Here is a 26,717-nt window from a genome sequence, read left to right as displayed (position 1 = left end):
ACTCCGGGGGTCAGGTCGTGGACGGTGGCTGCCCGAGCCAGCTGCGGGCCAGGGTCTGGACGGCGGAGCCGTCGGGGTCGGCGAGTTTGGCGGCCAGGTAGCCGGCGGCCCAGGCGCTGGTGGGCACCCGGAACGGCGGCCGCCGCTCGCGGAGGGTGCGGACGACGACCTCGGCGACCTCCCGGGCCGGCTGGCCGGCCGACTCCCAGCCCTGGCCGCCGACCCAGTCGAGGTAGCCCGCGAAGGTCGGCGCGTACGGGCCGGAGGCGGCGTGGAGGGTGGCCCGGTCGACGTCGGGGAAGATCCCGAACCCGGTGTCCGGGACGAAGCCCGGCACCACCAGCGACACCTGGACGCCGTGCGCCGCCGCGACCGGGGCGAGCGCCTCCATGAAGCCCTCGACGGCGAACTTCGCGGCGCAGTAGGCCTCGTTGAACGGCTGCCCGACCACCCCGTGCACGCTGCCGACGGTGACCAGCCGCCCGCCCGCGGCGCGCAGCAGCGGCATGGCGGCCCGGCTGACGGCGGCGACGCCGAAGAAGTTGACCTCCAGGTTGGCGCGCAGCGCCGCGTCGGTCGACATCTCCAGGGTGGGGTCGGAGTTGGAGACGCCCGCGTTGTTGACGAGGGCGTCGAGCCGCCCGTACGTCCGCCGTACGGCCGCCAGGCAGTCGCTGACAGATCCGGGGTCGGTGACGTCCAGTCGGCGGACGTCCACGGTGACCCCGGCGGCCTCGGCCGCGCCCAGCAGGGCCGTCGCCCGGGCGGGTTCGCGTACGGTGGCGACGGTGGTGTACCCGGCTCCGGCCGCGGCGAGGGCGGTGGCCAGGCCGATGCCGGAGGAGGTGCCGGTGATCAGCAGGACCTTTCCCGACGGGTCCACCGGGTGCTGGTCGTTCATGCGCCCACCTCGCTGCGCCCGGCCGCGTCCAGCAGCGGCTGGAGGCCGAGGGCGGGGAGGAAGGAGCAGGCGGCGAGCAGGGTGCCGCCGGCCGTCACCGCCCGGGTGGCGTCCAGGATGCCGAGCGGCCCGGTGAGCAGGGTGACGGCGAGGCCGCCGACCAGGGCGGCGAGCGGGATCACGCCCCAGGTGACGGTCCGGAAGGCGGCGTGCATCGCGCCCTGGTTGCGGGCGGACATCCGGGACTGCCGGGCGGGGGCGCTGCACACGTTGATGCAGGACATGAAGAAGCCGTAGCAGCCCATGGTCACGGCGATCACCGGGCCGGGGGGCAGCGCGGGCGCTGCGAGCACGCCGAGGCCGACCAGGCAGTGCAGCAGCAGCGACCAGGCCATCGTCCGGCCCAGGCCGAACCGCCGGGACAGCCGGGGCGCGACCACGGCGCCGAGCAGGGCGCCGAGCGCGGAGACGGACATGGCCGCGCCGAAGACGCCGACCTGCACGCCCAGGCCGCGGTAGGCGAGGACGGGCAGCACGGTGACGAACACCGGGCCGCCTGAGTTGAGGGTGACGGCCGCCAGCACCACCCGGCGCAGCACCGGGTCGGCCCAGTTGAGCCGGAAGCCGAGGGTCAGCCGCTCCCGGATCGAGCCCTCCTCGACAGTCCGCTCGCCCCAGGGGCGCATGTACCGGAAGCAGACCGCCGAGACCAGGTAGCTGGCCGCGTCGACCAGCAGGGCGGCCACCCCGAGCGCGCCGTACAGGGCGGCGGCGACCGACGGCCCGGCGACCTCGGCGACCGAACCGCTGCCCTCCAGCCGGGAGTAGGCGCGGACCATCCCGTCCTCCGGCACCACGGCCGGGACGGCGACCAGGTAGCCGACGTTGAAGAAGATCGTCGCGCCGCTGATGACGGCCACGCAGCCGAACAGCAGCGGGGTCGAGAGCACGTCCAGCGCGTACCCGAGCGGGATCGCGGCGACGGCCGCCAGCCGGACCAGGTCACAGACGAGCATCGTGCGGCGCTTGTCCCAGCGGTCCACCAGTACCCCGGCGACCGGCCCGAGCAGCGGGATGCCGAGGTACTGGGCCATGGCCACCACGCCGACCTGGAGGGCGGAGGCATGCAGCACGAAGATCATCAGAGTGGGGACGACGAAGACGGTGACCTTGTCGCCGACCAGGCTGACGGTCTGTCCGGCCCAGAACAGCGAGAAGCTCCGGCCGAGCGGTGACCCCTTCGACTCCTCCGGGCGGGCCCGGGCGGCTTCCGCGGTCACGACTCCTCCCGGACGACCAGGGCGGCGGTCTTTCCGGTGCGGCCGTTGCCGACCAGTTCGTCCACCGGGCGCACCCGGAAGGATCCGGGGTCGTGCTGGAAGGCCGTGTTGAGGGTGAAGGTGTCGCCGAACAGCTCCTCGCGCAGCCGCTCGACGTCCGGGGCCGCGCCCCGGCCGGCGGCCAGCACCAGCACCTCCACGCCGGTGGCCCGGCCGTCCCGCTCGGTGAGCACCACCTGCGCCCGGGCCACCCCGGGCTCGCGCTCCGCCCGGGCGATCAGCTCGTCCACGTCCAGCCCGAGGCCGCGCACCTGGACGACGCTGTCGCGCCGGCCCAGCACGCGCATCGCCGGCTCCGGGCGGCCGCAGCGGCAGCCGGTCAACTCGCCCGCGTCGCCGGTTCGGTAGCGGAGCACCGGGTTGAGCATCTCCGGGTTGAGGGTGGTGAAGTCGAGCAGTCCGTCGGCGTCGGCGTGCACCAGCTGGTCCGGCAGCGGGTGGAAGACGTCCGCCGGGCAGTGCGGGGTGTTGGTGCCCACCACCCAGGTCTCGGTGCTGCCGAACATGCCCCAGCGTTCGGCCCGCGGGGCCACCGCGGCGAGGTCCGCCTCCAGCTGCGGCTGCCAGGCCTCGCCGAGCCACAGCACCTTGCGCAGCGAGGGGAGTCGGGAGCCGGTGGCGCGGGCGTGCGCGAACCACAGCCGCAGCACGCTGGGGGTGCCGCCGATGGCCGTCACCCGGCGGGCCGCCAGGAACTCCAGCCAGGCGCCGTACTCCTCGCGGGCGACCGAGCCGAGCGCGATGATCCGGCAGCCGGAGAGGTCGGCGAGCGCGGCGGCGAGGAAGTGGGCGCCCCACATCCGCCCGGCGCCCCAGGCGTTGACGAAGACGTCGGTGCGGTCCAGCGGCTGCCAGTGGGCGTGCACCCCGGCCATGTAGAAGCCGGTGGGGGCGTAGCCGACCTTGGGTGCGCCGGTGCTGCCGCCGCTCTGGAACAGCCAGGTGGCGGACCGCTCGGCGGCCGGCTCCAGGTGGGCGAGGGCGGTGTTGAGGTCGTCCTTGGCCAGCGGCGGGAGCTCGGCGAGCCGCTCCAGGGAGCCGGCGTCCAGGTGCCCGGGGTAGCGCCCGGCCAGGGCGGGGACGCTGCGCAGCCGCTCCAGGGTGCGCCGGGCCACCCGGAGCCCGGGCCCGGCGGCCTCGGGGGTGAGGGAGAAGGCGGTCATCGGGCGTCCGTCCGGTGGTGGGGGGCGAGGGGCAGGGTGAGCGGGCGGGCGCCGTCGGTGAGCCACTCGGCGTGGCCGTCGCGGTAGGCCGCGAACCGGGCCCGGGCGACGTCCCGTTGCAGGGTGCGCTCCGGGTCGGTGTGGTCCGGGGCGATCACCCCGTCCGGCTCCAGCTCGGAGAACCAGTAGCGCTCGCCGTCGAAGAGGAAGTCCACGCAGAAGAACGGGATCGGCAGCCGTTCGGCGAACCAGGCGGTGGCGGCGGCGAGTTCGGGCGGTACCGGGGGGAACTCCATGGCGCCGCCGCGGCTGGCGTTGGCGACCGGGGAGCCGGGCTCGGGGGTGCGCTTCATCACCGCGTACGGCCGCCCGTCGACCACGTACACCCGGTAGTCGACCGTCCCGTCGCCCAGGTACGGCTGGATCACCAGGGTGGTGTCGCCGCCCTGGGCGAGGCTGGCCAGGCCCCGGACGTCCTCGGGGCCGCGGGCCAGGTTGATCCCGCCGCCGCCGCACCAGCCGGACGGCTTGACGATGGCCGGATAGGTCATGTTCCCGAGCGCGACCTCGTAGCCGTACTTGGCGGTGTCCCGGCCGGTGCCGATCCGCACGGTGGGGACGGTCGGCACCGGGGAGCCGGCCAGGAAGAGCAGCGTGGCCAGCTTGTCGTTGCCGATCAGTGACACCTGCGGCGGGAACGGCAGGTAGAAGCCGGCCTGTTCGAGCACCGCGTACAGCGCGTACTGGTTGAAGACGTCCATCGACTGGTACGGCAGCGAGTAGAGCGCCGTGATGAACAGGGTGTCCTCGGGGGTGACGGGTTCGTCGTCCACGTACACCAGGGGGCGTCCGGGGGCGGTGGCGTCCACGGTGACGGCGTCCGGGGCGTGCCGGCTCCAGCGCAGTCCGAGGTCGGCGGCGCTCTCGGCGTAGAGGTCCCAGAAGAATCCGTGCCACAGCTCGGCCATCCGGGAGGACTCCCGGTCGGGGAAGATCCAGCACATCCGGCGCAGACCGCCGGCCGGGTCGGGGGTGCTCATCGGGCTCCTCGGGGTGCGGGGGCGGCGGACGGGTCGGTCCACCAGCGGCGGCCGGCCTCGGGCAGGGTGTCCACCGGGTCGTAGTAGGGGTGGCGCCGGTCGAACGCGGACGCGTCGGCCGGGTCGCACTCCAGGCTGGTGCGGTAGTTCTTGGTCCAGTACGAGATGCCGCGCTCGCGGTCGTAGGCCACCGCCTGGTGCACCCAGCGCTTGCCGACCCGCGGGACGTCGCAGACCAGGCGCGGCGTGGCGTAGCCGGGCAGGTAGCCCATGATCGACTCCTGGAGGTGCTGCGCCCGGTGCAGCGGGGTGCGCCAGTGCTCGGCGCCCGGGACGAGGTCGCAGAGGTAGAAGTAGTACGGCAGGACGTTGGCCTCGCCCTGGAGGGCGAAGCAGAGGTCGAGCAGGGCCTGCGGGGTGTCGTTGATCCCGCGCATCAGCACGCCCTGGTTGCGGACGTCCCGCACTCCGGCGTCCAGCAGTGCCCGGGCCGCCTCGGCGACCAGCGGGGTGACGGACCGGACGTGGTTGGCGTGGGTGTGCACGGCGAGGTTGACGGCGCGGCGGGCGGCGACGGCGGCGACCCTCGCCACCCCTTCCAGCACCCTCGGCTGCAGCCAGTGCTGGGGCAGGCCCACCACGGCCTTGCTGGCCAGGCGGATGTCGCGCACCGAGCCGAGGTCCAGCAGCCGCAGCAGGAAAGCCTCCAGGCGCGGCCAGGGCACGTTGGCGAGGTCGCCGCCGGAGACCACCACGTCGCGCACCGACGGGGTCCGCTTGAGGTAGTCGAGCATCTGCTCCTGCCGGTCGGCGGGCCGCAGCCTTAGCCGGGTCTTGGCCACCTGCGGGGTGGAGGTGCCGACCAGGTCCATCCGGGTGCACGGGCCGCAGTACTGGGGGCAGGTGGCGGTCAGCTCGGCGAGCACCTTGGTGGGGTAGCGGTGGGTCAGGCCCTCCACCGCCCACATGTCGGCCTCGTGCAGCGAGTCGCGTTCGGCCAGCGGGTGGCTGGGCCAGTGCGGGTGGCGGTCCGTGCGCACCGGCAGCATGTAGCGGCGCACCGGGTCGGCCAGGAAGGCCTCGGTGAAGGCCTGCGGACCGGCCGGGGCCTCGGCCGCCATGGTGTTCAGCACCTGCGGCGGCAGCAGGACCGGCATGGTGGCGAACTCGGCCTGGTCGGCTTCGAGTTCGCGGTAGAAGTGGTCGGTGAGCAGCTCGCCGACGACCTCCCGCAGCTGGCGGGTGTTGCGGACGGAGTGGGTGCGCTGCCACTGGGCGTCGCGCCACTGCGCCTCGGTGACGCGGCGCCAGCCCGGCAGTCGGCGCCAGTCCGGTTCGACCAGCGGCGTCCGGGCGTACTGGTACGGCTGGCGGATCACGGGGCGGTCCACGGCGTCTACTGGCCGGTGAGGAGGTCGGCGTGGCGGGTGCGCAGTTCGCGCTTGAGCACCTTGCCGGTGGGCCCGAGCGGGAAGTCCTCCGGGGTGCGGGCGATGCGGACGGCGGCGAGGGCGGCCAGGCCCGCCCCGGCCAGCGCACGGTTGGCCGCGGCCCGTACGTCCTCGGCCGCTCTGTCCTGGGCTTCGGCTTGCAACTGGACCACGGCGATGGGCAGTTGGGCGGCACCGGGGCCCGCCGGGACGCCGACCACGGCGCAGTCCCGGACGAGGTCGGCGCAGTCGGCGAGCAGCACCTCCTCGACCGGCAGGCTGTAGACCGGGCCGTCGGCGGTGTCGATGACGTCCACCGTGCGGTCGAGGTGGTGGAAGCGGCCGTCGGCGTCGCGGCGGGCGACGTCGCCGGTGAGCCAGTAGCCGGCCAGCTCGAAGCCGGCGGTCAGCCGCTCGTCGTTCCAGTAGCCCGGGGTCAGCGAGGGGGCGTCCACGGCCAGCAACCCGGCGGTACCGTCAGGGAGTTCGTTGCCGTCGTGGTCCAGCACGGCGGCCCGGCGGACGACCTCCAGCGGCTTGCCGACGCAGCGGTCGTCGCGCTCGCTCTCCGGTGTGGTGACCTGCCCGAACAGGGCCATGCCCATCTCCGAGGAGCCCAGGCCGTCGATGAACTGCGAACCGGGCAGGGCGGGTTCCTCGGACCGCTGCCGCGGCAGCAGCCAGGGGCGGATCAGTCCGGCGGGCCGCTCGCCGAGGGTGACCAGCCGGCGGACGTGCCCGTGGTGGGCGCTGTCGCCGGTGTTGAACCAGGAGTGCACCCGGGCCGCGCCGCGCACCGGCAGCTCCCCGGTGGCCAGTTCGACGAAGGTGCGCGGGAAGGAGGCGACCATGGTCGGCTGGAAGGCCTCCATCACCGGTTCCACGACGACGCGCCGCCAGTCCGACATCACCACGGTCGGCAGCCCGAGCAGGACGGCGGTGAGGAAGTAGCTCAGACCGCCGGCGTGGGTGTGCGGCATCAGCGACATCAGCCGGTCGTACGGCTCGGCGGGGAAGCGCACCATGCGGGGCTGCTTGCCGTCCCAGAAGCCGCGGTGCGCCAGCATGGTCGACTTGGGGGTGCCGGTGGTGCCCGAGGAGTGGATCAGCGCCACCACGTCGTCGGCGGAGTGCCGGTACGGGTGGCCGGCGGGCAGGGCGACGGAGGCGGCGTCGAAGGCACGCACCTCGGCGGCGAGAGCGAGGAAGCGCGGGCGCCGCTGCGGGTCGGCGCGGTAGGCGGCGGCCAGCCGGGTGGTGTCGTCGGCGACCACGCCGACCACGCCGACGTGGTCCAGGTAGCGCACCAGCACCTCGTGCCGCAGCGCGTCGTTGACCAGCGCGGGGACGGCGCCGAGCGAGGTGAGCGCCAGGAAGTGCAGCAGCGGCTCCAGGCCCTCGCCGACCACGACGGCGACCGGCTCGCCGGGGCGCACCCCGTTGGCGTGGTACCAGGCGGCGTAGCGGTCGCGCAGGGCGACCAGGTCGAGCAGGCTGTGGCCGCGCAGCACCACCTCGCCGTGGTGGTCGGTGCGGTGGGTGAAGACGAACGGGACGGAGCGGTGCGGGTTTGCCGCGACCGCGTGGTCGAGGAAGTTGCCGGCCCCGAGGGTGGGCTCGGTCATCAGCCGCTGCCTGGCGGCGAGGGGCGCGACGGGACTCTGATCGCTCATGGCGGCCTCCGGACGTGGGGTGCCGGGCGCGGGTCCTCGTGGGACCGGCGCCCGGGGAGCGGTGAGGGGGGTGTGGTGCCCGCGGGGGGACGGCGCGGGCGGGGGAGGGGGTACGGCCCGGGGCTCGGGCCGGGGCCGGTCGGGTCAGCCGCGGGCGAGGATCTCGGCGACCACCCGGTGGCCGGAGCGGACCGCGCCCTCCATCAGGCCGAAGAACTCGGTGCTGGTCTCGGTGCCGGCCCAGTGCACCCGCCCGTGCGGCTCGGTGAGCGTCGGACCGATCCTGGTCCAGTCGCCAGGCCCCAGCAGTGCGGCGTAACAGCCCTTGCTGTAGGGGTCGTTGAGCCAGTCGGTGACATGGAACCCGATCGGCTCGGGGAGCATCGGGAACAGCCGGGCGGCCTGGCCGAGGGCCTCGGCGCGCTGCTCCCCGGGGCTGAGCGCGGCGAAGCGGTGGGTCTCGCGGCCGGTGACGAAGCCGGTCAGCACACCGATCCCGCCCTCGGGGGAGTCGTCCACGGTGGAGAGCAGCGGCCCCCGGGCGTTGACCGACCAGCCGGACAGGCCGTGGTCGCGCCAGAGCGGGGCCGGGTAGACCAGGTGGACCTTGACCGCGCAGCCGGGCACGGTGCGCTCCTCGGCGCGCGGCGTCGGCAGGGCGGGGCGGTAGGCGATCGCGTCGGCGAGCAGCGGGGGCAGCGCCAGCACCGCGACCTCCGCCCGGTGCGAGCCCCGGTCGCTGTGCACGGTCACCTCCCCGTCGTCCTGGTGGACGGCCCGGACGGCCTCACCCAGCCGCACCCGGGGGCCCAGCCGTTCGGCCAGCCGCTCGCACAGCAGGTGGGCGCCGCCGTCGATCCGGTCCTGCTGGGCGCCCCCGGCGAAGGCGTTGAGGTAGCGCAGGCCGCCGCCGGAGCGCAGGTAGAAGGCGAGGTGGAGGACGGAGATGTCGGCCGGGTCGGCGGCGCACATCTCGCCCAGGAAGAGCGGGAAGAAGAGCGCGGCGTCCGGGTGGGTGAGGTGCTGCTCGGCCCACTCGGCGGCGGTCAGGGTGTCGAGCTTGGCGGCGTCCGGGGTGAGCCAGGGTGCCTCCGGACGTACGGCTTCGGTGAGTTCGGCCAGCCGCTCGAACAGGTCGCCGAGGGCGACGGCGTTGAGCGGCGGGAACCGGCCGTCCCGGGTGACCGGCTGCGCGGAGTCGGCGTGGAGGGCGAAGCGGCTGGCGCCGAGCATCGTGGTGGGCGCCTTCCTCAGCCCCGAGTGCGCCAACAGCGCGCCGAGTTCGGTGTGCTTGTCGCCCAGGTAGGCGGCGCCCGCGTCGACCCGGACGCCGGGCACGGCCTCGATGCCGCGGGTGCGTCCGCCGACCCGGTCCCGGGCCTCCAGTACGGTGACGGCGAAGCCGTGGGCCGTCAGCCCGGTCGCGGCGGTGAGCCCGGCGAGGCCCGCGCCGACCACGACCGCGGTGCGTCTGTGCTCCTCGTTCATGCGGCGGCCGCGATGCGCCGTGCCAGGCGTGCCGGGGTGGGGGCGAGCAGGAAGTCGTCGAAAGCCAGCTCGACGCCGTGGGCGCGGGCGACGGCGCTCAGTACCCGGGTGGCGAGCAGGGAGTCGCCGCCGAGGTCGAAGAAGTCGGAGTCGGCGGTGACGTCCTCGTCCTCCAGGACGCGCCGGAAGACGGCCACCAGGGCGTCGGTGGTGGCGGGTGTGGTGAAGTCAGTGCTCAAGGGAGGTCTCCTTGGATCCGTCGGGGGAGCCCGCGTAGCGCAGGTGGCAGCCGGCCCGGTCGACCTTGCCGCTCGGGGTGTGCACCAGCCGGGGCACCAGGGTGATCCGGCCCGGCACCAGGTGGCCGGGGACCCGGGCCCGCAGGTAGGACAGCAGTTCGTGGTCCAGCCGCCCGGCCGGGGCCTGCGGGCGCGCCACCACGTACGCGACCAGGGTGGTGCGGCCGGCCGCGGTGGCGCCGGCGACGGCGGCCGCGGTGACGTCCGGATGGCCGGTGAGGTGCGCCTCGACCTCGGCCGGGTCGACCCGGATGCCGCGGACCTTCAACTCGCCGTCCAGGCGGCCCTGGTGGGTGAGCAGTCCGTCCGGGTCGCGGCTCATCCGGTCGCCGGTGCGGAAGAACCGCCCGTCGTCCAGGGTGACGAACCGGGCCGCGGTCGCCTCGGGCAGGCCGAGGTAGCCGAGCGCGAGGGCCGGACCGCCGATCAGCAACTCGCCGCGCTCGTCGAGGCGTTCGACGACGTGCGGCAGGGCGCGGCCGATCGGTGCGCGGGTGGTGCCGTCCCAGGCCGGCCCGGGGGCCAGCGGGCCGGCCAGGTCCACGGCATGGGTGATCTGGGTGGTCTCGGTGCAGCCGTAGGTGTTCAGCAGCCGGACCCCGCCGGTCGGCAGCCGGGACCAGTCGGCCAGCCGGGCGGGCCCGGCCGGTTCCCCGCCGATCACCAGCAGGCGCAGGCAGGAGGGGAGCCGGTCTCCGGAGTCGACCAGGTGGTGGACCAGTTCGTGCCAGAAGGCGGTGGGCAGGTCCAGCACCGTGATCCGCTCGCGCTCGACCAGCCGCAGGAACCGGGGGAAGGAGCCGCTGTGCGCGTCCCGGTCCATCACCAGGGTCGCGCCCGTGGTGAGGGTCGGGAGGATCTCCTCGAAGCAGGTGTCCCAGTTGAGCGAGGCGAACTGGAGCACCCGGTCCTCGGGGGTGAGCCCGAACAGCCCGCCCAGCGCGTGGGCGGTGGCCGCGACGGCCCGGCGGGGTGTCACGACGGGTTTCGGCTGCCCGGTCGAACCCGACGTGAAGAGAATGTAGGCCGGTTGTTCCGGGCCCGTCCGGAGCGGGTGCACCGGGGGGTCTCCCGGGATTTCCTCGGGTTTCGGTAACTCCACTAATCGGGTGTCGAGTTGGAGGAGGTCTCCGGAGCTTCCGGACACCGCGGCGCGGCACTGCGCGGCCGCCGCCATGGCGTGTCGGCGGGCCGCCGGGAATACCGGATCGACGGGGCAATAGGTGCCCCCGGCGGTCAGCACGCCGAGAAGCGCGACCACCGTTTCCGGTGCGTGGGCGGCCGGCACGGCGACCGTGCCGGGATCCGGGCCGAGGCTTCCGGCCAGGGCGTTCGCCGACTCCAGGAGCCGGCGGTAGCTCAGGGCGCGTCCGTTGTGGACGATCGCCGGACGACGGGGATTTCGACGTGCGATATCACTGAACACGTCAAGTAGGTCGGGGGCGACCCGAAGGGAACCGTGAATAATTGACATGCCCGCCCCAAATGCGCTGAGAACTGCTCATCCGTGCTCGGCGAACGGCGACTCTACCTTCGAACATGCGTGGCGACAATGGATGTTGAGGGTGTTCTTCCAAGGGTCCGTGGTGGAAGTGTGAACTGCTCACCGCCGGTCGCTTCGTTCGGGTAGGTACGGTGCGCCCGGCCCGTTCCGAGGCGACGGCGGTGGAGGCGGACGGATGCGTGCGGACCACTTGCCCGACCGGCGTGCGGTTCGCTTGACTACGCGTCGGAACGGGGAGGACGGATGCTCGACTACGACGCGGAGGCGCGGCACTACGACACCACCCGCGGTGGCGAACCCCGAGCGGAAGCCGCCGCCCGGGCCGTCGAACGGCTGCTGCCGCCCGACGGGCGGACGGTGCTGGACGTCGCCTGCGGCACCGGCATCGTCACGGCGCACCTGCTCCGCCCGGGCCGCACCGTCCTCGGGATCGACCGCGCGCCCGCGATGCTGCGCCTCGCGGCGCGGCGCCTGCCCGGCGCCGTCCTCCGCGCGGACGCGACCCGGCTCCCGCTGCGCACCGGCACCGTGGACGCCGTGGCGATGGTCTGGCTGCTCCACCTGCTGCCGGACGCCGCGCCCGTCCTCGCGGAAGCCCGGCGGGTGCTGCGCCCGGGCGGGGTGCTGATCACCACCGTGGACAAGGAAGACGCGTACTTCACCGCCCCGAGCGACCTCGCCGAGGCCATGGCAGCCCTGCGCCGCCGGCACGCCCCGCAGGCGGCGGACGGCGCCGCCCGGCTGACCGCCCAGGCTGCCGCCCTCGGACTGCGCCCGGCGGCCGGGGCGGAGTTCCCCGGCCTCGGCCAGGGCCGCAGCCCGCGCGCGTGGCGGGAGGCCGTCGCCAAGGGGCGCATCCCCTGGTGCCGGGCCACCGCCGACGCGGCCACCGCAGTACGGGCACTCGCTGCCCTCCCCGACCAGGACGCCCCGCGCCCCGATCCGCGCTACCGCCTGCTGGCCTTCCGGGGCTGACGGGGGGCCACCGCTTCGAGCGAGGTGGCCGGCTCCGTGCCGTCCCGGAGACCGTGGCCGCTTCGACTCCCTGCACGGGCGGTTCCTCCACGCCGGGCGGCGCCGTGCGGCCCGAGGCCGCGGCGGAGTCCCCACGTGCGGGGCGGGCCGTTCGCGACCGGGCGCGACCGCGTCACGACCCGAGCGGCGCCTCCCACACCAGGCGGGTGCCGCCGCCCTCGCCGTCCGCCGGGCCGAGGGTGAGGGCCCCGCCGACCCGTTCGGCGCGCTCGGCGAGGTTGCGCAGCCCGCTGCGCCGGCCGCTCTCGGGGATGCCGACCCCGTCGTCCGCGACGCTGAGCACCACCCGGCCGGCCAGGGCGCGCAGGGTCACCTCGACCCGGGTGGCGCGGGCGTGCCGGGCGGCGTTGCTGAGCGCCTCCGCCAGGACGGCGACCACGTGCTCGGCGAGTTCCTGCGGGACGTCGGTGTCGAGCAGGCCCTCCATGCTCAGTCGGGGCGCGAGGCCGAGGGGGCCCTGGGCCTCGGTGACGACCCGGGTGGCGCGGGCGCGCAGGCCGCGGTCGGGTTCGCTGTGGGCGCGCAGGCCGAAGATGGTCGAGCGGATGATCTTGATGGTCTCGTCCAGGTCCGCCACCGCGCGGGCGACCCGGTCGGCGGCGGCCGGGCTGTCGATCAGCCGGGCCGCGCTCTGCAGGGTCATCCCGGTGGCGAACAGCCGCTGGATGGCCAGGTCGTGGAGGTCCCGGGCGATCCGGTCGCGGTCCTCCAGCAGGTTCAACTGCTCGGCGTCGCGCCGCCGTTCGGCCAGCTCCAGGGCGAGCGCCGCCTGGTCGGCGAAGCCCAGCAGCGGTCCGGTCTCCTCCGGGCCGAACGCGGCCGCACCCTGCGCCCGGGCGAGCAGCAGCACGCCGCGCCCGTATCCGGTGCCGGTGCCCAGCGGCACCGCGACGGCCGGGCCCAGCCCGTCGAAGCGGCCCGCCGGACCGGCCGCGAAGCGTGCGTCGCAGGCCAGTTCGTCGCTGGTCACCGGCGAACCGGAGGCGTACGCGGCGCCGGAGAGCGTGCCGTCCACCGGCACCGTCACTCCGAGCCGGGCCGAGGGCTCGGCGCCGAGCGCGACCTCCACCGCCAGTTCCTCGGCCCGCTCCTCCGGGCCGGCCAGCGCCACCGAGACGTCCGCCAGCTCGGCACCGGCGATCTCCCGGGCCCGGCGGGCGATCAGCTCGACCACGTCCAGGCGCGGCGCGCCGGACAGCAGGCTGCGGGTGATCTCGGTGCTCGCCCGCAGCCAGCGCTGGCGCAGCTGCGCCTCCTCGTACAGCCGGGCGTTGTCGATCGCGACCCCGGCCGCGACGGCCAGGGTGGCGATCACCGCCTCGTCGTCCTCGTCGAAGTCCAGCCCGCCGCGCTTGTCGGTCAGGTAGAGGTTGCCGAACACCTCGCCGTGCACCCGCACCGGCACCCCCAGGAAGGTGTGCATCGGCGGGTGGTTGGGCGGGAAGCCGACCGAGGCCGGATGGTCGGACAGGACCGGGCAGCGCAGCGGCCGCGGGTGGCGGATCAGCTCGCCGAGGATGCCCCGGCCGGCGGGCGGCGCGCCGATCTCCGCCATCTCCTCGTCGGACAGACCGACCGTCAGGAACTGCGAGAGGCTGTGCCCGTCCGGGCCGATCACGCCCAGCGCGCCGTAGCGGGCGTCCACCAGGTCGACGGCGGCCTCGACGATCCGGTGCAGCGCCTGCGCGAGGTCCAGCTCACGGCCGACCGCGAGCACCGCCTCCAGCAGGTTGTGCACCCGGTTCTGGGTGCCGCGCGCCGCGTCGATCCGCCACTGGAGCTCCTCCAGCAGTTCGTCCAGGCGCAGCCGGGGCATCCGCGCGCCGCCGCCCGCCGCGCTGCCGTCCGCTCCGCCCACCGCTGTCCTCCTCGTTCTCGCCCGCGCTCGTTCCCGCCCGGACCCGTCCTCGCCCCGACCGCCGTCGCTTCGACCGCCGTCGCTTCGACCGTCCACGCCGACTCGGGCGCCGTCCGACTAGCGGGAACGTCGTGTCCACACGGTAGTGCCCGGGTGTCGCCGGGGTGGAGGCCGGGGTCGCCCGTAGTGTTCCGGCCGTCGGGTCCTTCGTCCCGCGGGAAGGGGGCTTGCGGCCCCTGGTGGCGGGCCGTCGGCGGACGGCAGGGTGGGAACAGGGCGGACGGGGCGTCAGCGCGCGCCGTTCCCGGCGCCGAGGCAGTAGGAGGAACTCTGATGACGTCAACCGTGGTGGCCGGGATCGACGGCTCGCCGGCGAGCACCGCCGCCGCCCAGTGGGCCGCCGAGGAGGCGCGACGCCGCGGGGCGGCGCTGCGGCTGGTGCACGCCTGGCCGTGGCTGACGGACGGGGTGTCCACCTTCGCCGAGCCCGACGACCTGCCGGCCGCCGCCCAGCGCATCCTGGCCGAGGCCGCCGACGCGGTGCGCGAACTGCACCCGGACCTGACCGTCCGCACCGACGCGGTGCTGGACGCCCCGGTGGACGGGCTGGTGTCGGCCGCCGCAGAGGCGGACCTGCTGGTAGTCGGCTCGCGCGGGCGCGGCGGCTTCACCGGGCTGCTGCTCGGCTCGGTCGGAATGGCGGTGGCCGGGCGCAGCGACGCGCCCGTGGTCGTGGTGCGGGACACCGGGCAGGGGTCCGAGCCCTCCGGTGAGGTGGTGGTCGGCGTGGACGCCCACAGCCCCGAGGAGGCGGTGCTCGCCTTCGCCTTCCGCGAGGCGGCCCTGCGCGGCGCCCGGGTCCGGGCGGTGCACGGCTGGGACCTGCCGCCGCTGTTCGGCTACGCGGGCGGGGCCGTACCGCCCGAGGAGGTCGAGCAGTTGGAGGCGTTGGAGGCGAAGCTGCTGACGCTCGCCCTGGCCGGGCAGCGCGAGCAGCACCCGGCGCTGGAGGTGGTCGAGGACGTCCGGCTGGGCGCCGCCCGCGGACTGGTCCAGGCCTCCGCCGGGGCCGCCCTGGTGGTGGTCGGTCGGCGCCACCGCTCGATCGAGCTCGGCGCGCGCCTCGGCCGGGTCGCGCACGCGGCGCTGCACCACGCCGAGGCGCCGGTCGCGGTCGTCCCGCACGACTGACGCGCACGGCCCGGCGGTCGGGGGCCCGCTCCCCGCCCGCCGGGCCGTCGGGGTCAGCGCGGGCGCTCGCCCGGCGGCAGGACCGTGGCGGTCAGCCGCAGCGGCGGGCTGTGCCGGAAGGTGAGGGTGAAGCCCACCCGCTGGCCCGGCTTCAGCGGGGGAGGGGCGGCGATCATCAGATCGGCGTCCTCGGGGGACATCGCCAGTTCGCCCCCGCCGGGGACGGGCAGGGCGGGGACCGGCTCCCAGCGGCCCGCCGCACCCTGGTGCAGGTGCCGCTTCGGAGTGATCGGCCCGCCGAACTCCCAACTGGCACCGGTCAGTTCGTCGGGGATGTCGCCCGGGTTGCGGATCGTGAAGAACGCCGCGGTGGCCGAGGCCGCGCCCGCCGCCGGCAGCAGCATCCAGCCGTCGTCGGCCACCACCGCGCGCGGAGCCCCGGCGCCGCCGACGGCCGTCCAGCCGGTGAGCAGGGCCAGCGCCAGCGCCGCCGCGCCGACCGGCGGGCCCGCCGCCTTGAGCCGCTCGGCCGCCTTGAGCCGCTCGGCCGTCTTGAACCGTTGCGCCGCGTTGAACCACTGCGCCGCGTTGAACCGTTCGCGCGCCCTCATCGTCGGCCCCCCGTCCGCCGCTGCCCGCGCCCCGGTTCCCAGGTGCGCAGCCGCAGACTGTTGCCCACCACCAGCAGCGAGCTGAGCGACATCGCGACCGCCGCCAGCATCGGGTTCAGCAGCCCGACGGCCGCCAGCGGGATCAGCACCAGGTTGTAGCCGAAGGCCCAGAGCAGGTTGGCCCGGATGGTGGCCAGGGTCTGCCGGGCGAGACGCACCGCGTCCACCACCGCCTCGATCTCGCCGCGCACCAGGGTCAGTCCGGCCGCGCCGATCGCGGCGTCGCTGCCGGAGGCCAGGGCCACCCCGAGGTCGGCCGAAGCCAGCGCGACCGCGTCGTTGACGCCGTCGCCGACCACCGCGACCGTCCGTCCGGCGGCCCGCAGTTCGGCCACCACCTCGGCCTTGCGCTCGGGCGAGGCCGAGGCGTGCACCCGCTCGACGCCCAGCTCGGTGGCGACGGCCCGCGCGGCGCCCGGGCCGTCGCCGGTCAGCAGGACGGTCTCCAGCCCCATCCCGCGCAGCCGGTGGAGGGCTCGCCAGCTGCCCGAGCGCAGGGTGTCGCCGACGGCCAGCACGGCTGCCGGCCGTCCGTCCAGCTCCACCAGTACGGCGGTGCGTCCCGCGTCCCCGGCCGCCGTGACGGCCCGGGCCAGCTCGGGCGGCAGTGCGGCGGCGGTGGCGGCGCCATCGGGCCGGACGACCCGGACCGAGCGGCCCTCGACCGTGCCGGACACCCCGAGCCCGGTGGTCGCCGCGAAGCCGTCCACCGGCGGCAGCGCCCCGCACCGCTCCCGGGCGGCCGCCGCGACGGCCCGTCCGATCGGGTGCTCCGAGCGGTGCTCGACCGCGCCGGCCAGCCGCAGCACCTCCCGCTCGGTGAACCCGGGGGAGCCGTCGGCGACCGTCGCCGCCGCCAGCTCCATCCGGCCGGTGGTCAGCGTGCCGGTCTTGTCCACCACCACGGTGTCCACCCGGCGCAGGCTCTCCAGCACCTCCGGGCCGCGCACCAGCACGCCCAGCTCGGCGCCCCGGCCGGTCGCGGCGAGCAGCGCCGTCGGGGTGGCCAGGCCCAGCGCGCACGGGCAGGCCACCACCAGCACGGCGACCGCCGCCGTCACCGCCGCCTGCGGGGCCGCGCCCGCCCCCAGCCAGAAGCCCAGCACGCACACCGCCACCGTCAGCACACAGGGCACGAACACCCCGGCGACGGCGTCCGCCAGCCGCTGCGCCCGGGCCTTGCCGGCCTGGGCGTCGGCCACCAGTGCGGTGATCCGGGCCAGTTGGGTGTCCGCGCCGACGGCCGTGGCCCGGACCACCAGCGCCCCGCCGACGTTCACCGTCGCCCCGGCCACCCGGTCCCCGGGGCCGACCTCGACCGGCACGCTCTCCCCGGTCAGCAGGCTCTGGTCGAGCGCCGAACCCCCTTCGACCACCACCCCGTCGGTGGCCACCCGTTCCCCCGGCCGTACGACGAACTCCTGCCCGGGCAGCAGAAGTTCGATCGGAATCAGGCGCTCCTCGCCGTCCTTCGCCCGGACGCACACCTGCTTGGCGCCCAGCTCGGCGAGCGTCCGCAGAGCGGATCCGCTGCGGCGCCGCACCCGCCCCTCCAGCCGCCGCCCGGCGAGTACGAACAGCGGGACGCCGACCGCCGCCTCCAGGTACACGTGCGCCGCGCCGCCGCCGTCGGCGGTCAGCGAGAAGGGCATCCGCATGCCCAACTGCCCCGCCCCGCCCAGGAACAGCGCGTACGCCGACCAGCCGAAGGAGGCGACGACACCCAGGCTGACCAAGGAGTCCATGGTCGCGGCGGCATGCCGCAGCCCCCGCAGGGCCCGCAGGTGGAAGCCCGCCGAACCCCAGGTCACCACCGGGACGGCCAGTGCGAAGCACGTCCACTGCCAGGCGGTGAACTGCAGCGCGGGCACCATCGACAGCACCAGCACCGGGACGGCCAGCAGGGCGGTGACCAGCAGTCGCCGGCGCTCGTCCGGCTCCTCCTGCGCCGGACCGCCGGGCGCCTCGGCCGAGGCCAACTCGGCCGTGTAGCCCGCCCGTTCGACCGCCGTGACCAGCTCCTCGACGGACACCCCGGCCGGATGCAGCACCCGGGCCCGCCCGGTCGCCAGGTTCACCCCGGCCGTCACCCCGTCGATCCGGCCCAACCGCTTCTCGACCCGGCCCACGCACGCCGCACAGGTCATCCCGCCGACGGCCAGATCGGTGGACACCAGCGACTCGGAGTCCGCCCCCGCGACCGGGCTCACCGCATCCCGCCCATGTCGTGCCCACCGGCCCCGGGTGACGCCCCGCCGCCCCGGCTCGGCGTCAGCCCCGGAGCCACCGGCCCGGCCTGCCGCCCCGCCTCGTACGCCACCACGAACACCACCACCAGCAGCAGGGCGAACCCCGCCAGCACACTCAACGGCCGGACACCCGGCGATTTCGCACTCACCCCCCACCAGTCGGACGACCGGAGCGGTTGGTTCCCGCACCGTCCGGAGCCGCTTCCGTCCCGGGCGTCACCAACCTCGGACCGGTCGGTCCAGCGGTGCACGGCGGCTTCCCAGGATCACTGACCGCGGACGCTCCGGGGGCCGGTGACGCCGGCTCCCAAAGCCGTTGCGCGGGAGCGCAGTTCGCGATCGGCGGTGACCACCAGGCAGGCCCGCGCCGGTTGTCCGGCGCGGGCCTCGCGGACCAGTTCCACGATCCGGTCGTCCCCGCTGCCGTCCGCCGGCACCACCCGGACCTCGGGCACACCGGTGACACCCCGGGCCGCGCCCTCGACCACCAGCACCACCTCCAGCGGGCCGGGATGCTCCGGCAGCCCCCGCTCGGCGACCATGACCAGGGAGTCCCGCAGGCGCTCCGCGGCGCCGCGCCGGTCGCGCCACCAGCCGTCGGGCACCGAGCCGACCACGTTCGCGCCGTCCACCACCAGCAGGAGCGGCGGTGCGGCCTCGTACTGTTCCATGGCTGCCAAGCCTGCCACGGCGAGCGGCCTCCGGGGCGGTCAGTCCGCCAGGGTGATCCGGACGCCGACGGTGCCGCGCTCGCCGCGGCGCAGCCGGCTGCCGAGCAGGGTGAGCACGCCGAGCAGGCCGTACTTCTGCCGCAGCAGGGTGCGGTAGGCGGCGGTGCGCTCGGGGCCGAGGATCTCGGCGGTGGCGGGGTACTGCTCCCCGGTCGGCCTGCCCTTGACGTCGCAGGGTCCGACCAGGACGTCGGCGCGGTTGCGGATCCGCTTGACCTTCCAGGAGTCCGTGACGGTCCAGACGCCGAGGGCCTCCCCGTCGCGGACCACCCACACCGGGGTCGGCACCGGGGTGCCGTCCTTCTTGTACGTGGTGACGAGCAGGTAGCTGCCGGCGGAGAGGCTGACGATCCGGGCGAGCCGGTCCGAGGCGGCGGGGTCGGGCGTGGTCATGGCCGGAAGTCTAGGCCCTGGGCCCGGCTCCGCGGGCGCCGCCGCAGGTCAGCCCCGGTGGGTGCGGCGGCGCAGCAGGGCGCGGGCGCGGCGGAAGTGCCGCCGGTGGGTGCGGCTGCCGACCCCGGTGGAGCCGATGCCCATCACTCCCACGCCGGTGGGACCGCCGACGAGCATCGGCGCCGTCGGGACGGCGGACGCGGCAGGACCGGCGGACGCGGCGGCGGCCGAGGCGCGGCGGCGGCTGATGGTGCGGGCGGTGCCCCAGGCGGCGAGTCCGGTGGCGAGGACGGCTCCCGACCACAGCGCGGGTGCCAGGCCGGGGCCGCCGTGGAGGACGGGCGTGCGGGACCAGGGCGGCAGGTCGGCCTCGCCGTTCCCGGCGGCCCGCGGCGCACCGCTGGACGGGCTGCCCGAGGCCCCGCCCGTGGCGCCGGCGGTGGCCTGCGGGGCGAGGTCCTCGACCAGCTGCCCGACCGGCTCCACCTTGCCCGCGGCCGCGAAGCCCCAGTCGAGCAGGCTGGCGGCCTCGTCGTACACCCTGCCCTGGGCCTCGGGGTGCATCACCGTCACCAGGAGGATGCGGCCGCCGCGCTCGGCGGCGCCGGTGAAGGTGGCGCCCGCGTTGGTGGTGTAGCCGTTCTTGACGCCGATCAGCCCCGGGTACTTGCCGAGCAGCCGGTCGGTGTTGGCGATGTCGAAGGTGGTGCGCTGGCCGGTGGTCTTGTCCAGGCCCCCGGGGAAGCGCGCGGTGCGGGTGGAGCAGTAGGAGCGGAAGTCGGCGTTGCGCAGGCCGGCGCGGGCGAACAGGGTGAGGTCGTACGCGGAGGAGACCTGGCCGTCCATGTCGTAGCCGTCGGGGGACGCCACCTTGGTGTCCTTGGCCTGGAGCGCCCGGGCGCGGGCCTGCATCTCGCTGACGGTCTGCGAGACGCCGCCGTTCATGTGCGCGAGGACGTGCACGGCATCGTTGCCGGAGCTGAGGAAGACGCCCCGCCAGAGGTCCTCGACCCGGTACGGGAGGTTCTCCTTGACGCCGACCAGACTGCTGCCGACGCCGAGGTCGGCGAGTTCGGCCGGGGTGACCTGGTGTTCCAGCGAGCGGTCGAACTTGGGCAGCACGGTGTCCGCGAACAGCATCTTGAGGGTGCTGGCCGGGGGCATCGGCAGGTGGGCGTTGCGGGCGGCGAGCACCTCGCCGGTGCCGGCGTCGGCGACCAGCCAGGAGCGGCCGGTCAGTTCGCGGGGCAGGGCGGGGGCGCCGGCCAACGGCGCGACCTGGACGTCCGAGCGGCCCAGCCGCTCGCCGCCGACGGTGGAGGAGCCGGTGTCCTGGGCGAGGGCCGCCGGGGCGCCCGCGGCGAGCACCAGGGCGGAGGCGGCGGAGGCGACCGCGATCGTGGTGACGGACGGTGACTTCTGCTGACGCTTCTGCTGCACACGGCGAACGTACCGGCGCCGCCGCCGGGCCGCCGTGCCTGCTGCTCCGTCCGAGCCACCGGCCCTCCGGCGCCCGCCTGTCCGCCTGTCCGCCTGCCCGTCGGTCCGCCCGTCCGGCGCCCGTCCGGCGCCCGTCCGGCGCCCGTCTGGCGGGCGCCCGTCTGCCCGGCGCCCGCGACTTTGGTGATCGCCGGTCGCGCCGAAAGTCGGTTGGGCGGGCGGCGGCGGATTCCTAGGCTCGGGGGCATGAAGAACCTGCTCGGCTACCTCGGTTTCGTGCTGATCCTGGGCGGAGGCTCCGGCCTGGTGTCCGACCGGCTCGGGGGCTTCCGGCTGTTCGGCTTCGTCCGCTTCCTGGTGCCGGACGGCCACGAGACCGCCGGGTACGCCGCGCTGCTGGTGCTCGGCGTCCTGCTGGCGATCCCGGCCGCCCGCAAGGGCTGACCCGCCAGGTGCGCCAGGTGCGCCAGGTGCGCCAGGGCCGGCCCTGAACCCTTCGGTGGCGTTCAGCCCCCGGCCCCCGAGGCCACCCCGTCGAGCAGCACCGCGAGTCCGGTGCGGAAGGCCTCCCGGCCGCCGTCCTCGGGCGCTCCGCCGCCGGTGCTCTGCAGGGCGGTCAGCAGCGGGAAGCGCTGCGGGAAGTCCGGTGCGAGTTCGGCGAGACGGGCCGAGCGGGTGTTCCACCAGTCCTCGTCGGCGACGCCGGTGGCGGCCGCCGCGCCACGCGCGTCCGCGGTGGCGGCTGCCGTGCCACGGACGAACTGCCAGAGCGCGGCGACCGCCCCGCGCAGTCGCTCCGGGGCCAGCGCGGCCGGTTGGAGCGCGGTCAACAGGCTCTCCATCGCGGCGAGTTCGGCCGGGCCGAGGACGGGGCGGGCCTGCGAGACCTGGAGCACCCAGGGGTGGCGCAGGTAGCAGGCGTACAGCTGCTCGCCCCAGGCGGTGACGGCGGCCCGCCAGCCGTCCGACGGCGGGAGTTCACCGGGGAGTTCGGCGAGCACCCGGTCGTGCATCAGGTCGAGCAGTTCCGCCTTGCCGGGCACGTAGGTGTAGAGCGCCATCGCGGTGCGGCCGAGCCGTTCGCCTACGGCGCGCATCGACAGTGCGGCCATCCCCTCGGCGTCGGCCACCGCGATTCCGGCGGAGACGATCGCGTCCACACTCAGGCCCGGTTTCGGGCCGCTGCGCCCGGTGCGCGGTTCCTCGGCCCGGCCCCAGAGCAGGGCGAGTGAGCGGTCGGGGTCTCCCTGCCCCGCGTAGACGGTCATCCCAGTGTCTCCTTATGGCGTAAAGTATCTGCCCGACGGGAACTCTTTATGTCGTAAGGTTATCAGCATTCCGCACCGAAGGGGTTTCGCGATGACACTGCCAGTCACCTTTGCCGAGGTCGTGGCGGTCGACCGGATCACGCCGCGCACGGCCCGGGTCACCTTCGAGGCCGAGGCCCTGGCCGACACCGTGGGCACCACGCCCGACCAGCAGCTCAAGCTCTGCTTCCCGCGCCCCGGTCGGCGCCGGCCGGTGCTGCCCGTCCAGCAGGGCGACCCGATGGGCTGGTACCAGGCCTACCTGGCGATCCCCGAGGCCGAGCGCCCGCCGCTGCGCAGCTTCACCCTGCGCCGCCGGCACCCCGGCACCCGCCGGATCGAGATCGACTTCGTGCTGCACGGCGACGCCGGTCCGGCCGCCGCCTGGGCGCTGCGGGCCGCGCCGGGGGACGTGCTCGGCCTGGTCGGACCGTCCGCGCTGTACGCCCCGCCGGTCCCGTTCGCCGAGGCCGCGGCGGAGGCCGACTGGGTGCTGCTGGCCGGGGACGAGACCGCGCTGCCGGCCATGGCGACGCTGCTGGAGGCGCTGTCCGAGGGGGTGCGGGCGTACGCGTGGATCGAGGTCGAGGACCGGGCGGAGCGCCAGGAGCTCCGGGGCCGGGCGGAGTTGGAGGTGCGCTGGCTGCACCGGGACGGCGCGCCTCCGGGCAGCGTGCTGACCGGGGCGTTCCGGGGCGGCGTGCTGCCGGGCGGGCGGCCCTTCGTCTGGCTGGCCGGGGAGGCGGGGGCGGTACGGGCGGTGCGCCGGTGCCTGGTCGAGGAGCACGGGGTGTCGAAGGAGGGCATCGACTTCACCGGGTACTGGCGCCACCGGCTGACCCAGGACGACGCGCCCACGGCCGAGGACCTCGCGGATGCCCAGGAGCGGCTGGCCGCGTCCTCCTGACGGTTCGTGACCGGAACCGCCGGCGGCCGGGGTGCGTGGACGAACTCCCCGGCCGCCCGCGCGGCGTCCGGCCCGGCCCCGTCGAAGTGCGTTGTTTCGACCGCGCTCGGAGGGGAAGGAAGGGTCGCAGTGTCGACAAGTAGGCAGTCGGTGGCGATGTTCCGCCGGTGGCCAGAGTTCGCCACTGGCACTTTTTGCAGGTCGATCGCTCAGTTCTCACCGTTCTCCGACCGGCTCTGATCGGTGAAAAAGGGGCGGACGACGCCGGATTTATACTGTGTATTTTACTTTCTGATGGTCATTTTTACTTTCTGATGGGGATTTCGCCCCTTGTCGTGGTCGTGCCGGATGCGCTGGAATGCGTCCGCTGTCGGGACGCGCGGTCCGGAGCACACGCGTCCGACCAGGATCCGGGTATGCTCAGCCGTGCAACCTGACGTCTCATCAGACGAAAGGATGTCCATTGATCGGCTGGCGCAAGACCCAGCTAGCAGCCGCCGTCACCGTCACCGCCGCCTCCATGGTCCTGAGCCTCGGGACCATCGCCAGCGCGGCTCCGGCCCAGGATCCGCAGAACGCCCAGGCGTCCTCGGACGGGGCGCCGGCGCCGGTGATCGTGATCCTCAAGGACCAGATAGCGGACGCCCCGGCCGACCACGGCCACCTGGGCGCCCGTCAGCAGAAGACCGCCAGCTCGCAGGCGCCGCTGCTGAACAAGGTCAAGGCCAACGGCGGCACCAACGTCAAGAGCTTCGTGGTCGGCAACGCCTTCTCGGCCACGGTCAGCCCGGCCCTGCGCGCCTCGCTGCAGGCCGACCCGGCGGTCGCCGCCGTCGTCGCGGACACCCAGGTCCAGGTCGCCCCGGTCGCCGGGGCCACGGCGAAGAAGGACGCGAACACCGCGGCCCCGTCCTCGGGCACGTCCGGCGACGCGTCGAAGGCCGTTTCGGGCAGCAACGGCCAGGCCTCCCAGGAGAACGCGACCAACACGGTCTGCCCCTCGGACCCGTCCAAGCCGCTGATGGAGCCCGAGGGCCTCTACTCGGTGCACGCCTACACCGGCAACGGCAACCCCGGCGTGGAGAACCTGGCCACCGGCAAGGGCGTCAAGGTCGCCTACATCGCCGACGCGCTCGACCCGAACAACCCGGACTTCATCCGGGCCGACGGTTCGCACGCCGTGGTCGACTACCAGGACTTCTCGGGTGAGGGCTGGAACACGCCGAGCGGTGGCGCCGAGGCCTTCGGCGACGCCTCGGCGGTCATCGCCCAGGGCCGTCAGACCTACGACGTCTCGCAGTGGGTCAACGCCTCGCACCCGCTGCCGGCCGGCTGCAACATCCACATCCGCGGCCTCGCCCCGGACGCCGACCTGGTCGCCCTGAAGGCCGGCGGCGAGATGATGTCCAACTCGTCGATCCTGCAGTCCATCGACTACGCGGTGCGGGTCGCCCACGTGGACGTGCTGAACGAGTCCTTCGGCGGCAACGTCACCCCGGACAGCGGCGCCCACGACACCATCGCGCTCTTCAACGAGCAGGCCGTCAAGGCCGGTGTCACCGTCGCCGTCTCCACCGGTGACGCGGGCCTCAGCGGCACCATCGGCACCCCGGCCACCGACCCGTACGTGATCTCGGTCGGCGCCTCGACGGACAACCAGAACTACCAGCAGACCGGTTACGCGGCCTCCAAGTTCTCCAACGGGACCTGGAGCAACAGCCGGATCTCGGCGCTGTCCTCGGGCGGCTTCACCATGGCCGGGCGGACCCTCGACCTGGTCGCCCCGGGCGAGTCGGACTGGGCGCTGTGCACCGCCGACACCTCCAAGTTCGCGGACTGCACCAACTTCAACGGCAAGCCCACGAACATCCAGTCGTTCGGTGGCACCAGCCAGGCCGCCCCGTTCGTCACCGGTGCCGCGGCCCTGGTCATCCAGGCCTACCGCGACACCCATGGCGGCGACTCGCCGTCCCCGGCGCTGGTGAAGAAGTTCATCACCGGCACCGCCTCCGACCTCGGCGTCCCGGCCGAGGAGCAGGGCGCCGGTCTGCTGAACGTCCGGGCCGCCGTCGAGGCCGCCCGCGGCTACGACGACGGCGACGGCACCGACGGTGCCCGCACCGTCGTGGTCAACACCGGCCAGGTCAACATCTCCGGCACCCCGGGCTCGACCCACACCGCCGACGTCTCCGTCACCAACACCAGTGACGAGACCCAGTCGGTGAGCGCCACCACCCGCAGCTTCGCCCCGCAGGCGAACAACCAGCAGACCGTCAAGCTGGACTCGGCCGCGACCGACACCTTCAAGTACGCCACCAACGGTGCCACCTGGGTGCAGAAGCAGGTCAAGTTCACCGTTCCGGCCGGTGCCGACCGCCTCGCGGCGTCGATCGCCTGGCACGGCGGCCCGAACCCGGTCACCAACGGCCCCGTGGTCCGCATGACGCTGCTCGACCCGTCGGGCCGCTTCGAGACCAACACCCGTCCGCAGGGCGGCGCCACCCCGGCCAACTACGGCCTGGTCGACGTCCCGCACCCGGTGGCCGGCGAGTGGACCGCGGTCCTCTACACCCCGGCGGGCAAGGCCGGTTACACCGGCGACGTCCAGCTCGGCACCTCCACCCAGCGCGCCGTCCCGGCCGGCTCGGTGAGCCCGAACACCACCGACCTGAAGCCGGGTGAGACCAAGACCCTCAAGGTCCAGCTCACCACCCCGGCGACCAGCGGTGACAGCAGCGAGGCCGTCGTGGTCTCCAGCTCGAACGGCAACACCACCAGCGTTCCGGTCGTGCTGCGCAGCCTCGTCCCGGTCAAGGACGGCAAGGGCACCTTCACCGGCACCATCACCGGTGGCAACGGCCGCGGCTCCTCGCCGACGCAGATGTTCGCCTACGGCTTCGACGTCCCGAAGGGCCAGAAGGACCTGCGGGTCGGCGTCACCGTCGCCAAGGACGCGAACCTGTTCATGCAGGGCGCGCTGATCAGCCCGAACGGCACCCCGATCGACATCGAGGGCAACGCGCTGTTCGACGCCCAGGGCAACGTGACCGGCACCGCCAACGGCGTCTCGGCCACCACGGTCGACCCGGCCGAGGGCCACTGGCGCTTCGTCCTGAACGTGCTCGGCCCGGTCAGCGGCCAGGAGCTCTCGCAGGACTTCGCCGGCACCATCGCGTTCAACCAGAACCAGGCCACCGCGGCCGGTCTGCCGAACGACGCGAAGACCAAGCTGGCGGCCGGCAAGCCGGTCACCGTCAACGTGAACTACACCAACAACACGGTCGCCCCCCAGTCGATCGCGGCCGACGGCCGCCTCGACAAGCGCGTCGACCTGCCGCTGGTGCCGCAGGGGGCCTCGGCCAGCGTCAACCTGCCGCTGAGCCTCACCTCCTCGGTGCCGAGCTTCCTGGTGCCCCCGGGCACCGACCAGCTCAAGGCCGTGGCGGCGTCCTCGACGCCGGCGCAGGTGGAGCTGAGCGCCACCACCGCCTCGCCGGACCTCTTCGGTGACCTGAAGAAGGCCCAGGACGGCTCGACCATCTCGGTCGCCACCTCCAAGGGCAGCGCCGAGCAGCCGGTCGTCCCGGGCGCCTGGGGCACCTTCGTCCAGCAGATCGGCCCGTTCGGCCCCGCCGGCGCGCCGAAGGGCACCGCCACCATCAGCGCCACCGCGCACACCCTGGCGTTCGACCCGGCGCTGACCTCCAGCACCGGTGACCCGTTCGCCTCCGGTGTCAACGCCTCGGCCCCGGCCGCCAACCTGGTGACCGTCGCCCCCGGCGCCACCGGCTCGCTGCAGGTGACCGTCACCCCGACCGGCCCGAAGGGCAGCACGGTCAAGGGTGTGCTCTACCTGGTGTCCGGCCCGACCTTCGTGCCGACCGCCAACAACAGCCTCGGCACCACCGGTTCGGTGCTCGCGGCGATCCCCTACAGCTACACGGTGAACTGACGCTCAATCAGTTCAGCGAAAGCTGAGGCCGAGGCCGTCCCGGAACTCCGGGGCGGCCTCGGCCGCTTCGCGTCCCCGGGGTTCCGGACCCGCCGCGCTGGGCAGGTCCGTACCGAACTGACCTCTTGTCGGGCCGAACCGGGAG

General features: G+C 74.7%; 22 protein-coding genes. 5 read left to right on the top strand and 17 right to left on the bottom strand.

Going from position 1 to position 26,717, the window contains the following annotated elements:
• Positions 1–10 precede the first annotated feature (10 nt).
• The 9 genes from ACFV1W_RS10400 to ACFV1W_RS10360 form a co-directional block, all read right to left on the bottom strand.
• Positions 11–901 (bottom strand): SDR family NAD(P)-dependent oxidoreductase, encoded by an 891-nt coding sequence (locus tag ACFV1W_RS10400; protein WP_380414975.1) that lies wholly within the window; start codon positions 899–901, stop codon positions 11–13.
• Positions 898–2,181, bottom strand: a complete 1,284-nt coding sequence (locus tag ACFV1W_RS10395; protein WP_380414973.1) for an MFS transporter — start codon at positions 2,179–2,181, stop codon at positions 898–900. Before ACFV1W_RS10395 ends, ACFV1W_RS10400 begins: the two co-directional genes overlap by 4 nt.
• Positions 2,178–3,404: an AMP-binding protein gene (locus tag ACFV1W_RS10390; protein ID WP_380414971.1), complete on the bottom strand. Its 1,227-nt coding sequence runs from the start codon at positions 3,402–3,404 to the stop codon at positions 2,178–2,180. Before ACFV1W_RS10390 ends, ACFV1W_RS10395 begins: the two co-directional genes overlap by 4 nt.
• Positions 3,401–4,444, bottom strand: a complete 1,044-nt coding sequence (locus ACFV1W_RS10385) for a RimK family alpha-L-glutamate ligase (protein ID WP_380414969.1) — start codon at positions 4,442–4,444, stop codon at positions 3,401–3,403. The genes ACFV1W_RS10390 and ACFV1W_RS10385 overlap by 4 nt, the downstream gene beginning before the upstream one ends.
• Positions 4,441–5,823 carry a KamA family radical SAM protein gene (locus ACFV1W_RS10380; protein WP_380414967.1) on the bottom strand — a complete coding sequence of 461 codons (1,383 nt, stop codon included), beginning with the start codon at positions 5,821–5,823 and terminating at the stop codon, positions 4,441–4,443. Before ACFV1W_RS10380 ends, ACFV1W_RS10385 begins: the two co-directional genes overlap by 4 nt.
• Positions 5,824–5,840: 17 nt before the next feature.
• On the bottom strand, positions 5,841–7,547 hold the full coding sequence (locus ACFV1W_RS10375; protein WP_380414965.1) for a class I adenylate-forming enzyme family protein: 1,707 nt from the start codon (positions 7,545–7,547) through the stop codon (positions 5,841–5,843).
• Between the two features lie 144 nt (positions 7,548–7,691).
• Positions 7,692–9,035: a flavin monoamine oxidase family protein gene (locus ACFV1W_RS10370; RefSeq protein WP_380414963.1), complete on the bottom strand. Its 1,344-nt coding sequence runs from the start codon at positions 9,033–9,035 to the stop codon at positions 7,692–7,694.
• Positions 9,032–9,274, bottom strand: coding sequence for an acyl carrier protein (locus tag ACFV1W_RS10365; RefSeq protein WP_380414961.1), 243 nt, complete (start codon positions 9,272–9,274; stop codon positions 9,032–9,034). Before ACFV1W_RS10365 ends, ACFV1W_RS10370 begins: the two co-directional genes overlap by 4 nt.
• Positions 9,264–10,808 carry an AMP-binding protein gene (locus ACFV1W_RS10360; protein WP_380414959.1) on the bottom strand — a complete coding sequence of 515 codons (1,545 nt, stop codon included), beginning with the start codon at positions 10,806–10,808 and terminating at the stop codon, positions 9,264–9,266. The genes ACFV1W_RS10365 and ACFV1W_RS10360 overlap by 11 nt, the downstream gene beginning before the upstream one ends.
• Positions 10,809–11,081: 273 nt before the next feature.
• On the opposite strand from ACFV1W_RS10360, the gene ACFV1W_RS10355 reads away from it, so the two are divergent.
• Positions 11,082–11,813 carry a class I SAM-dependent methyltransferase gene (locus ACFV1W_RS10355; protein WP_380414957.1) on the top strand — a complete coding sequence of 244 codons (732 nt, stop codon included), beginning with the start codon at positions 11,082–11,084 and terminating at the stop codon, positions 11,811–11,813.
• 172 nt (positions 11,814–11,985) lie between these two features.
• On the opposite strand, the gene ACFV1W_RS10350 is transcribed toward ACFV1W_RS10355, so the two are convergent.
• Entirely contained in the window at positions 11,986–13,689 is a 1,704-nt protein-coding gene (locus ACFV1W_RS10350; protein ID WP_380415121.1) for a GAF domain-containing protein, read from the bottom strand.
• Between the two features lie 375 nt (positions 13,690–14,064).
• Between ACFV1W_RS10350 and ACFV1W_RS10345 the strand changes: the two genes are divergently transcribed.
• On the top strand, positions 14,065–14,922 hold the full coding sequence (locus ACFV1W_RS10345) for a universal stress protein (protein ID WP_380414955.1): 858 nt from the start codon (positions 14,065–14,067) through the stop codon (positions 14,920–14,922).
• A gap of 53 nt (positions 14,923–14,975) precedes the next feature.
• On the opposite strand, the gene ACFV1W_RS10340 is transcribed toward ACFV1W_RS10345, so the two are convergent.
• The 6 genes from ACFV1W_RS10340 to ACFV1W_RS10315 form a co-directional block, all read right to left on the bottom strand.
• On the bottom strand, positions 14,976–15,533 hold the full coding sequence (locus tag ACFV1W_RS10340) for a copper chaperone PCu(A)C (protein WP_380414953.1): 558 nt from the start codon (positions 15,531–15,533) through the stop codon (positions 14,976–14,978).
• Complete coding sequence (locus ACFV1W_RS10335; protein WP_380414951.1) at positions 15,530–17,803, bottom strand: heavy metal translocating P-type ATPase; 2,274 nt, start codon at positions 17,801–17,803, stop codon at positions 15,530–15,532. The genes ACFV1W_RS10340 and ACFV1W_RS10335 overlap by 4 nt, the downstream gene beginning before the upstream one ends.
• Positions 17,800–17,961: a hypothetical protein gene (locus ACFV1W_RS10330; protein ID WP_380414949.1), complete on the bottom strand. Its 162-nt coding sequence runs from the start codon at positions 17,959–17,961 to the stop codon at positions 17,800–17,802. The genes ACFV1W_RS10335 and ACFV1W_RS10330 overlap by 4 nt, the downstream gene beginning before the upstream one ends.
• A gap of 147 nt (positions 17,962–18,108) precedes the next feature.
• Positions 18,109–18,513, bottom strand: coding sequence for an NTP pyrophosphohydrolase (locus tag ACFV1W_RS10325; protein WP_380414947.1), 405 nt, complete (start codon positions 18,511–18,513; stop codon positions 18,109–18,111).
• A gap of 39 nt (positions 18,514–18,552) precedes the next feature.
• Positions 18,553–18,966 carry a PPOX class F420-dependent oxidoreductase gene (locus ACFV1W_RS10320; protein WP_380414945.1) on the bottom strand — a complete coding sequence of 138 codons (414 nt, stop codon included), beginning with the start codon at positions 18,964–18,966 and terminating at the stop codon, positions 18,553–18,555.
• Between the two features lie 48 nt (positions 18,967–19,014).
• On the bottom strand, positions 19,015–20,406 hold the full coding sequence (locus ACFV1W_RS10315) for a D-alanyl-D-alanine carboxypeptidase family protein (protein WP_380414943.1): 1,392 nt from the start codon (positions 20,404–20,406) through the stop codon (positions 19,015–19,017).
• Positions 20,407–20,652: 246 nt separating this feature from the next.
• Here ACFV1W_RS10315 and ACFV1W_RS10310 point away from each other — a divergent pair, with 246 nt between their 5' ends.
• On the top strand, positions 20,653–20,850 hold the full coding sequence (locus ACFV1W_RS10310; RefSeq protein ID WP_380414941.1) for a hypothetical protein: 198 nt from the start codon (positions 20,653–20,655) through the stop codon (positions 20,848–20,850).
• A 62-nt stretch (positions 20,851–20,912) separates the two neighbouring features.
• On the opposite strand, the gene ACFV1W_RS10305 is transcribed toward ACFV1W_RS10310, so the two are convergent.
• A complete protein-coding gene (locus ACFV1W_RS10305; RefSeq protein WP_380414940.1) occupies positions 20,913–21,674 on the bottom strand; it encodes a TetR/AcrR family transcriptional regulator in 762 nt (253 codons plus the stop codon).
• A gap of 91 nt (positions 21,675–21,765) precedes the next feature.
• Here ACFV1W_RS10305 and ACFV1W_RS10300 point away from each other — a divergent pair, with 91 nt between their 5' ends.
• Complete coding sequence (locus tag ACFV1W_RS10300) at positions 21,766–22,620, top strand: siderophore-interacting protein (protein ID WP_380414938.1); 855 nt, start codon at positions 21,766–21,768, stop codon at positions 22,618–22,620.
• A 463-nt stretch (positions 22,621–23,083) separates the two neighbouring features.
• Positions 23,084–26,572 (top strand): S8 family serine peptidase, encoded by a 3,489-nt coding sequence (locus ACFV1W_RS10295; protein WP_380414936.1) that lies wholly within the window; start codon positions 23,084–23,086, stop codon positions 26,570–26,572.
• Positions 26,573–26,717: the final 145 nt, after the last annotated feature.

Source organism: Kitasatospora sp. NPDC059648, from assembly GCF_042734825.1.
Classification (GTDB): Bacteria; Actinomycetota; Actinomycetes; order Streptomycetales; family Streptomycetaceae; genus Kitasatospora.
This window is presented reverse-complemented; position numbering and strand designations above follow the sequence as displayed.

Excerpts from the sequence above, each read along its gene's own strand:
- ACFV1W_RS10325 (WP_380414947.1), bottom strand. The coding sequence starts at position 18,513 with ATGGAACAGTACGAGGCCGCACCGCCGCTCCTGCTGGTGGTGGACGGC.
- ACFV1W_RS10385 (WP_380414969.1), bottom strand. The coding sequence starts at position 4,444 with ATGAGCACCCCCGACCCGGCCGGCGGTCTGCGCCGGATGTGCTGGATC.
- ACFV1W_RS10360 (WP_380414959.1), bottom strand. The coding sequence starts at position 10,808 with ATGTCAATTATTCACGGTTCCCTTCGGGTCGCCCCCGACCTACTTGAC.
- ACFV1W_RS10320 (WP_380414945.1), bottom strand. The coding sequence starts at position 18,966 with ATGACCACGCCCGACCCCGCCGCCTCGGACCGGCTCGCCCGGATCGTC.
- ACFV1W_RS10375 (WP_380414965.1), bottom strand. The coding sequence starts at position 7,547 with ATGAGCGATCAGAGTCCCGTCGCGCCCCTCGCCGCCAGGCAGCGGCTG.
- ACFV1W_RS10305 (WP_380414940.1), bottom strand. The coding sequence starts at position 21,674 with ATGACCGTCTACGCGGGGCAGGGAGACCCCGACCGCTCACTCGCCCTG.
- ACFV1W_RS10310 (WP_380414941.1), top strand. The coding sequence starts at position 20,653 with ATGAAGAACCTGCTCGGCTACCTCGGTTTCGTGCTGATCCTGGGCGGA.
- ACFV1W_RS10345 (WP_380414955.1), top strand. The coding sequence starts at position 14,065 with ATGACGTCAACCGTGGTGGCCGGGATCGACGGCTCGCCGGCGAGCACC.
- ACFV1W_RS10355 (WP_380414957.1), top strand. The coding sequence starts at position 11,082 with ATGCTCGACTACGACGCGGAGGCGCGGCACTACGACACCACCCGCGGT.
- ACFV1W_RS10370 (WP_380414963.1), bottom strand. The coding sequence starts at position 9,035 with ATGAACGAGGAGCACAGACGCACCGCGGTCGTGGTCGGCGCGGGCCTC.
- ACFV1W_RS10300 (WP_380414938.1), top strand. The coding sequence starts at position 21,766 with ATGACACTGCCAGTCACCTTTGCCGAGGTCGTGGCGGTCGACCGGATC.
- ACFV1W_RS10350 (WP_380415121.1), bottom strand. The coding sequence starts at position 13,689 with ATGCCCCGGCTGCGCCTGGACGAACTGCTGGAGGAGCTCCAGTGGCGG.
- ACFV1W_RS10400 (WP_380414975.1), bottom strand. The coding sequence starts at position 901 with ATGAACGACCAGCACCCGGTGGACCCGTCGGGAAAGGTCCTGCTGATC.
- ACFV1W_RS10340 (WP_380414953.1), bottom strand. The coding sequence starts at position 15,533 with ATGAGGGCGCGCGAACGGTTCAACGCGGCGCAGTGGTTCAACGCGGCG.
- ACFV1W_RS10390 (WP_380414971.1), bottom strand. The coding sequence starts at position 3,404 with ATGACCGCCTTCTCCCTCACCCCCGAGGCCGCCGGGCCCGGGCTCCGG.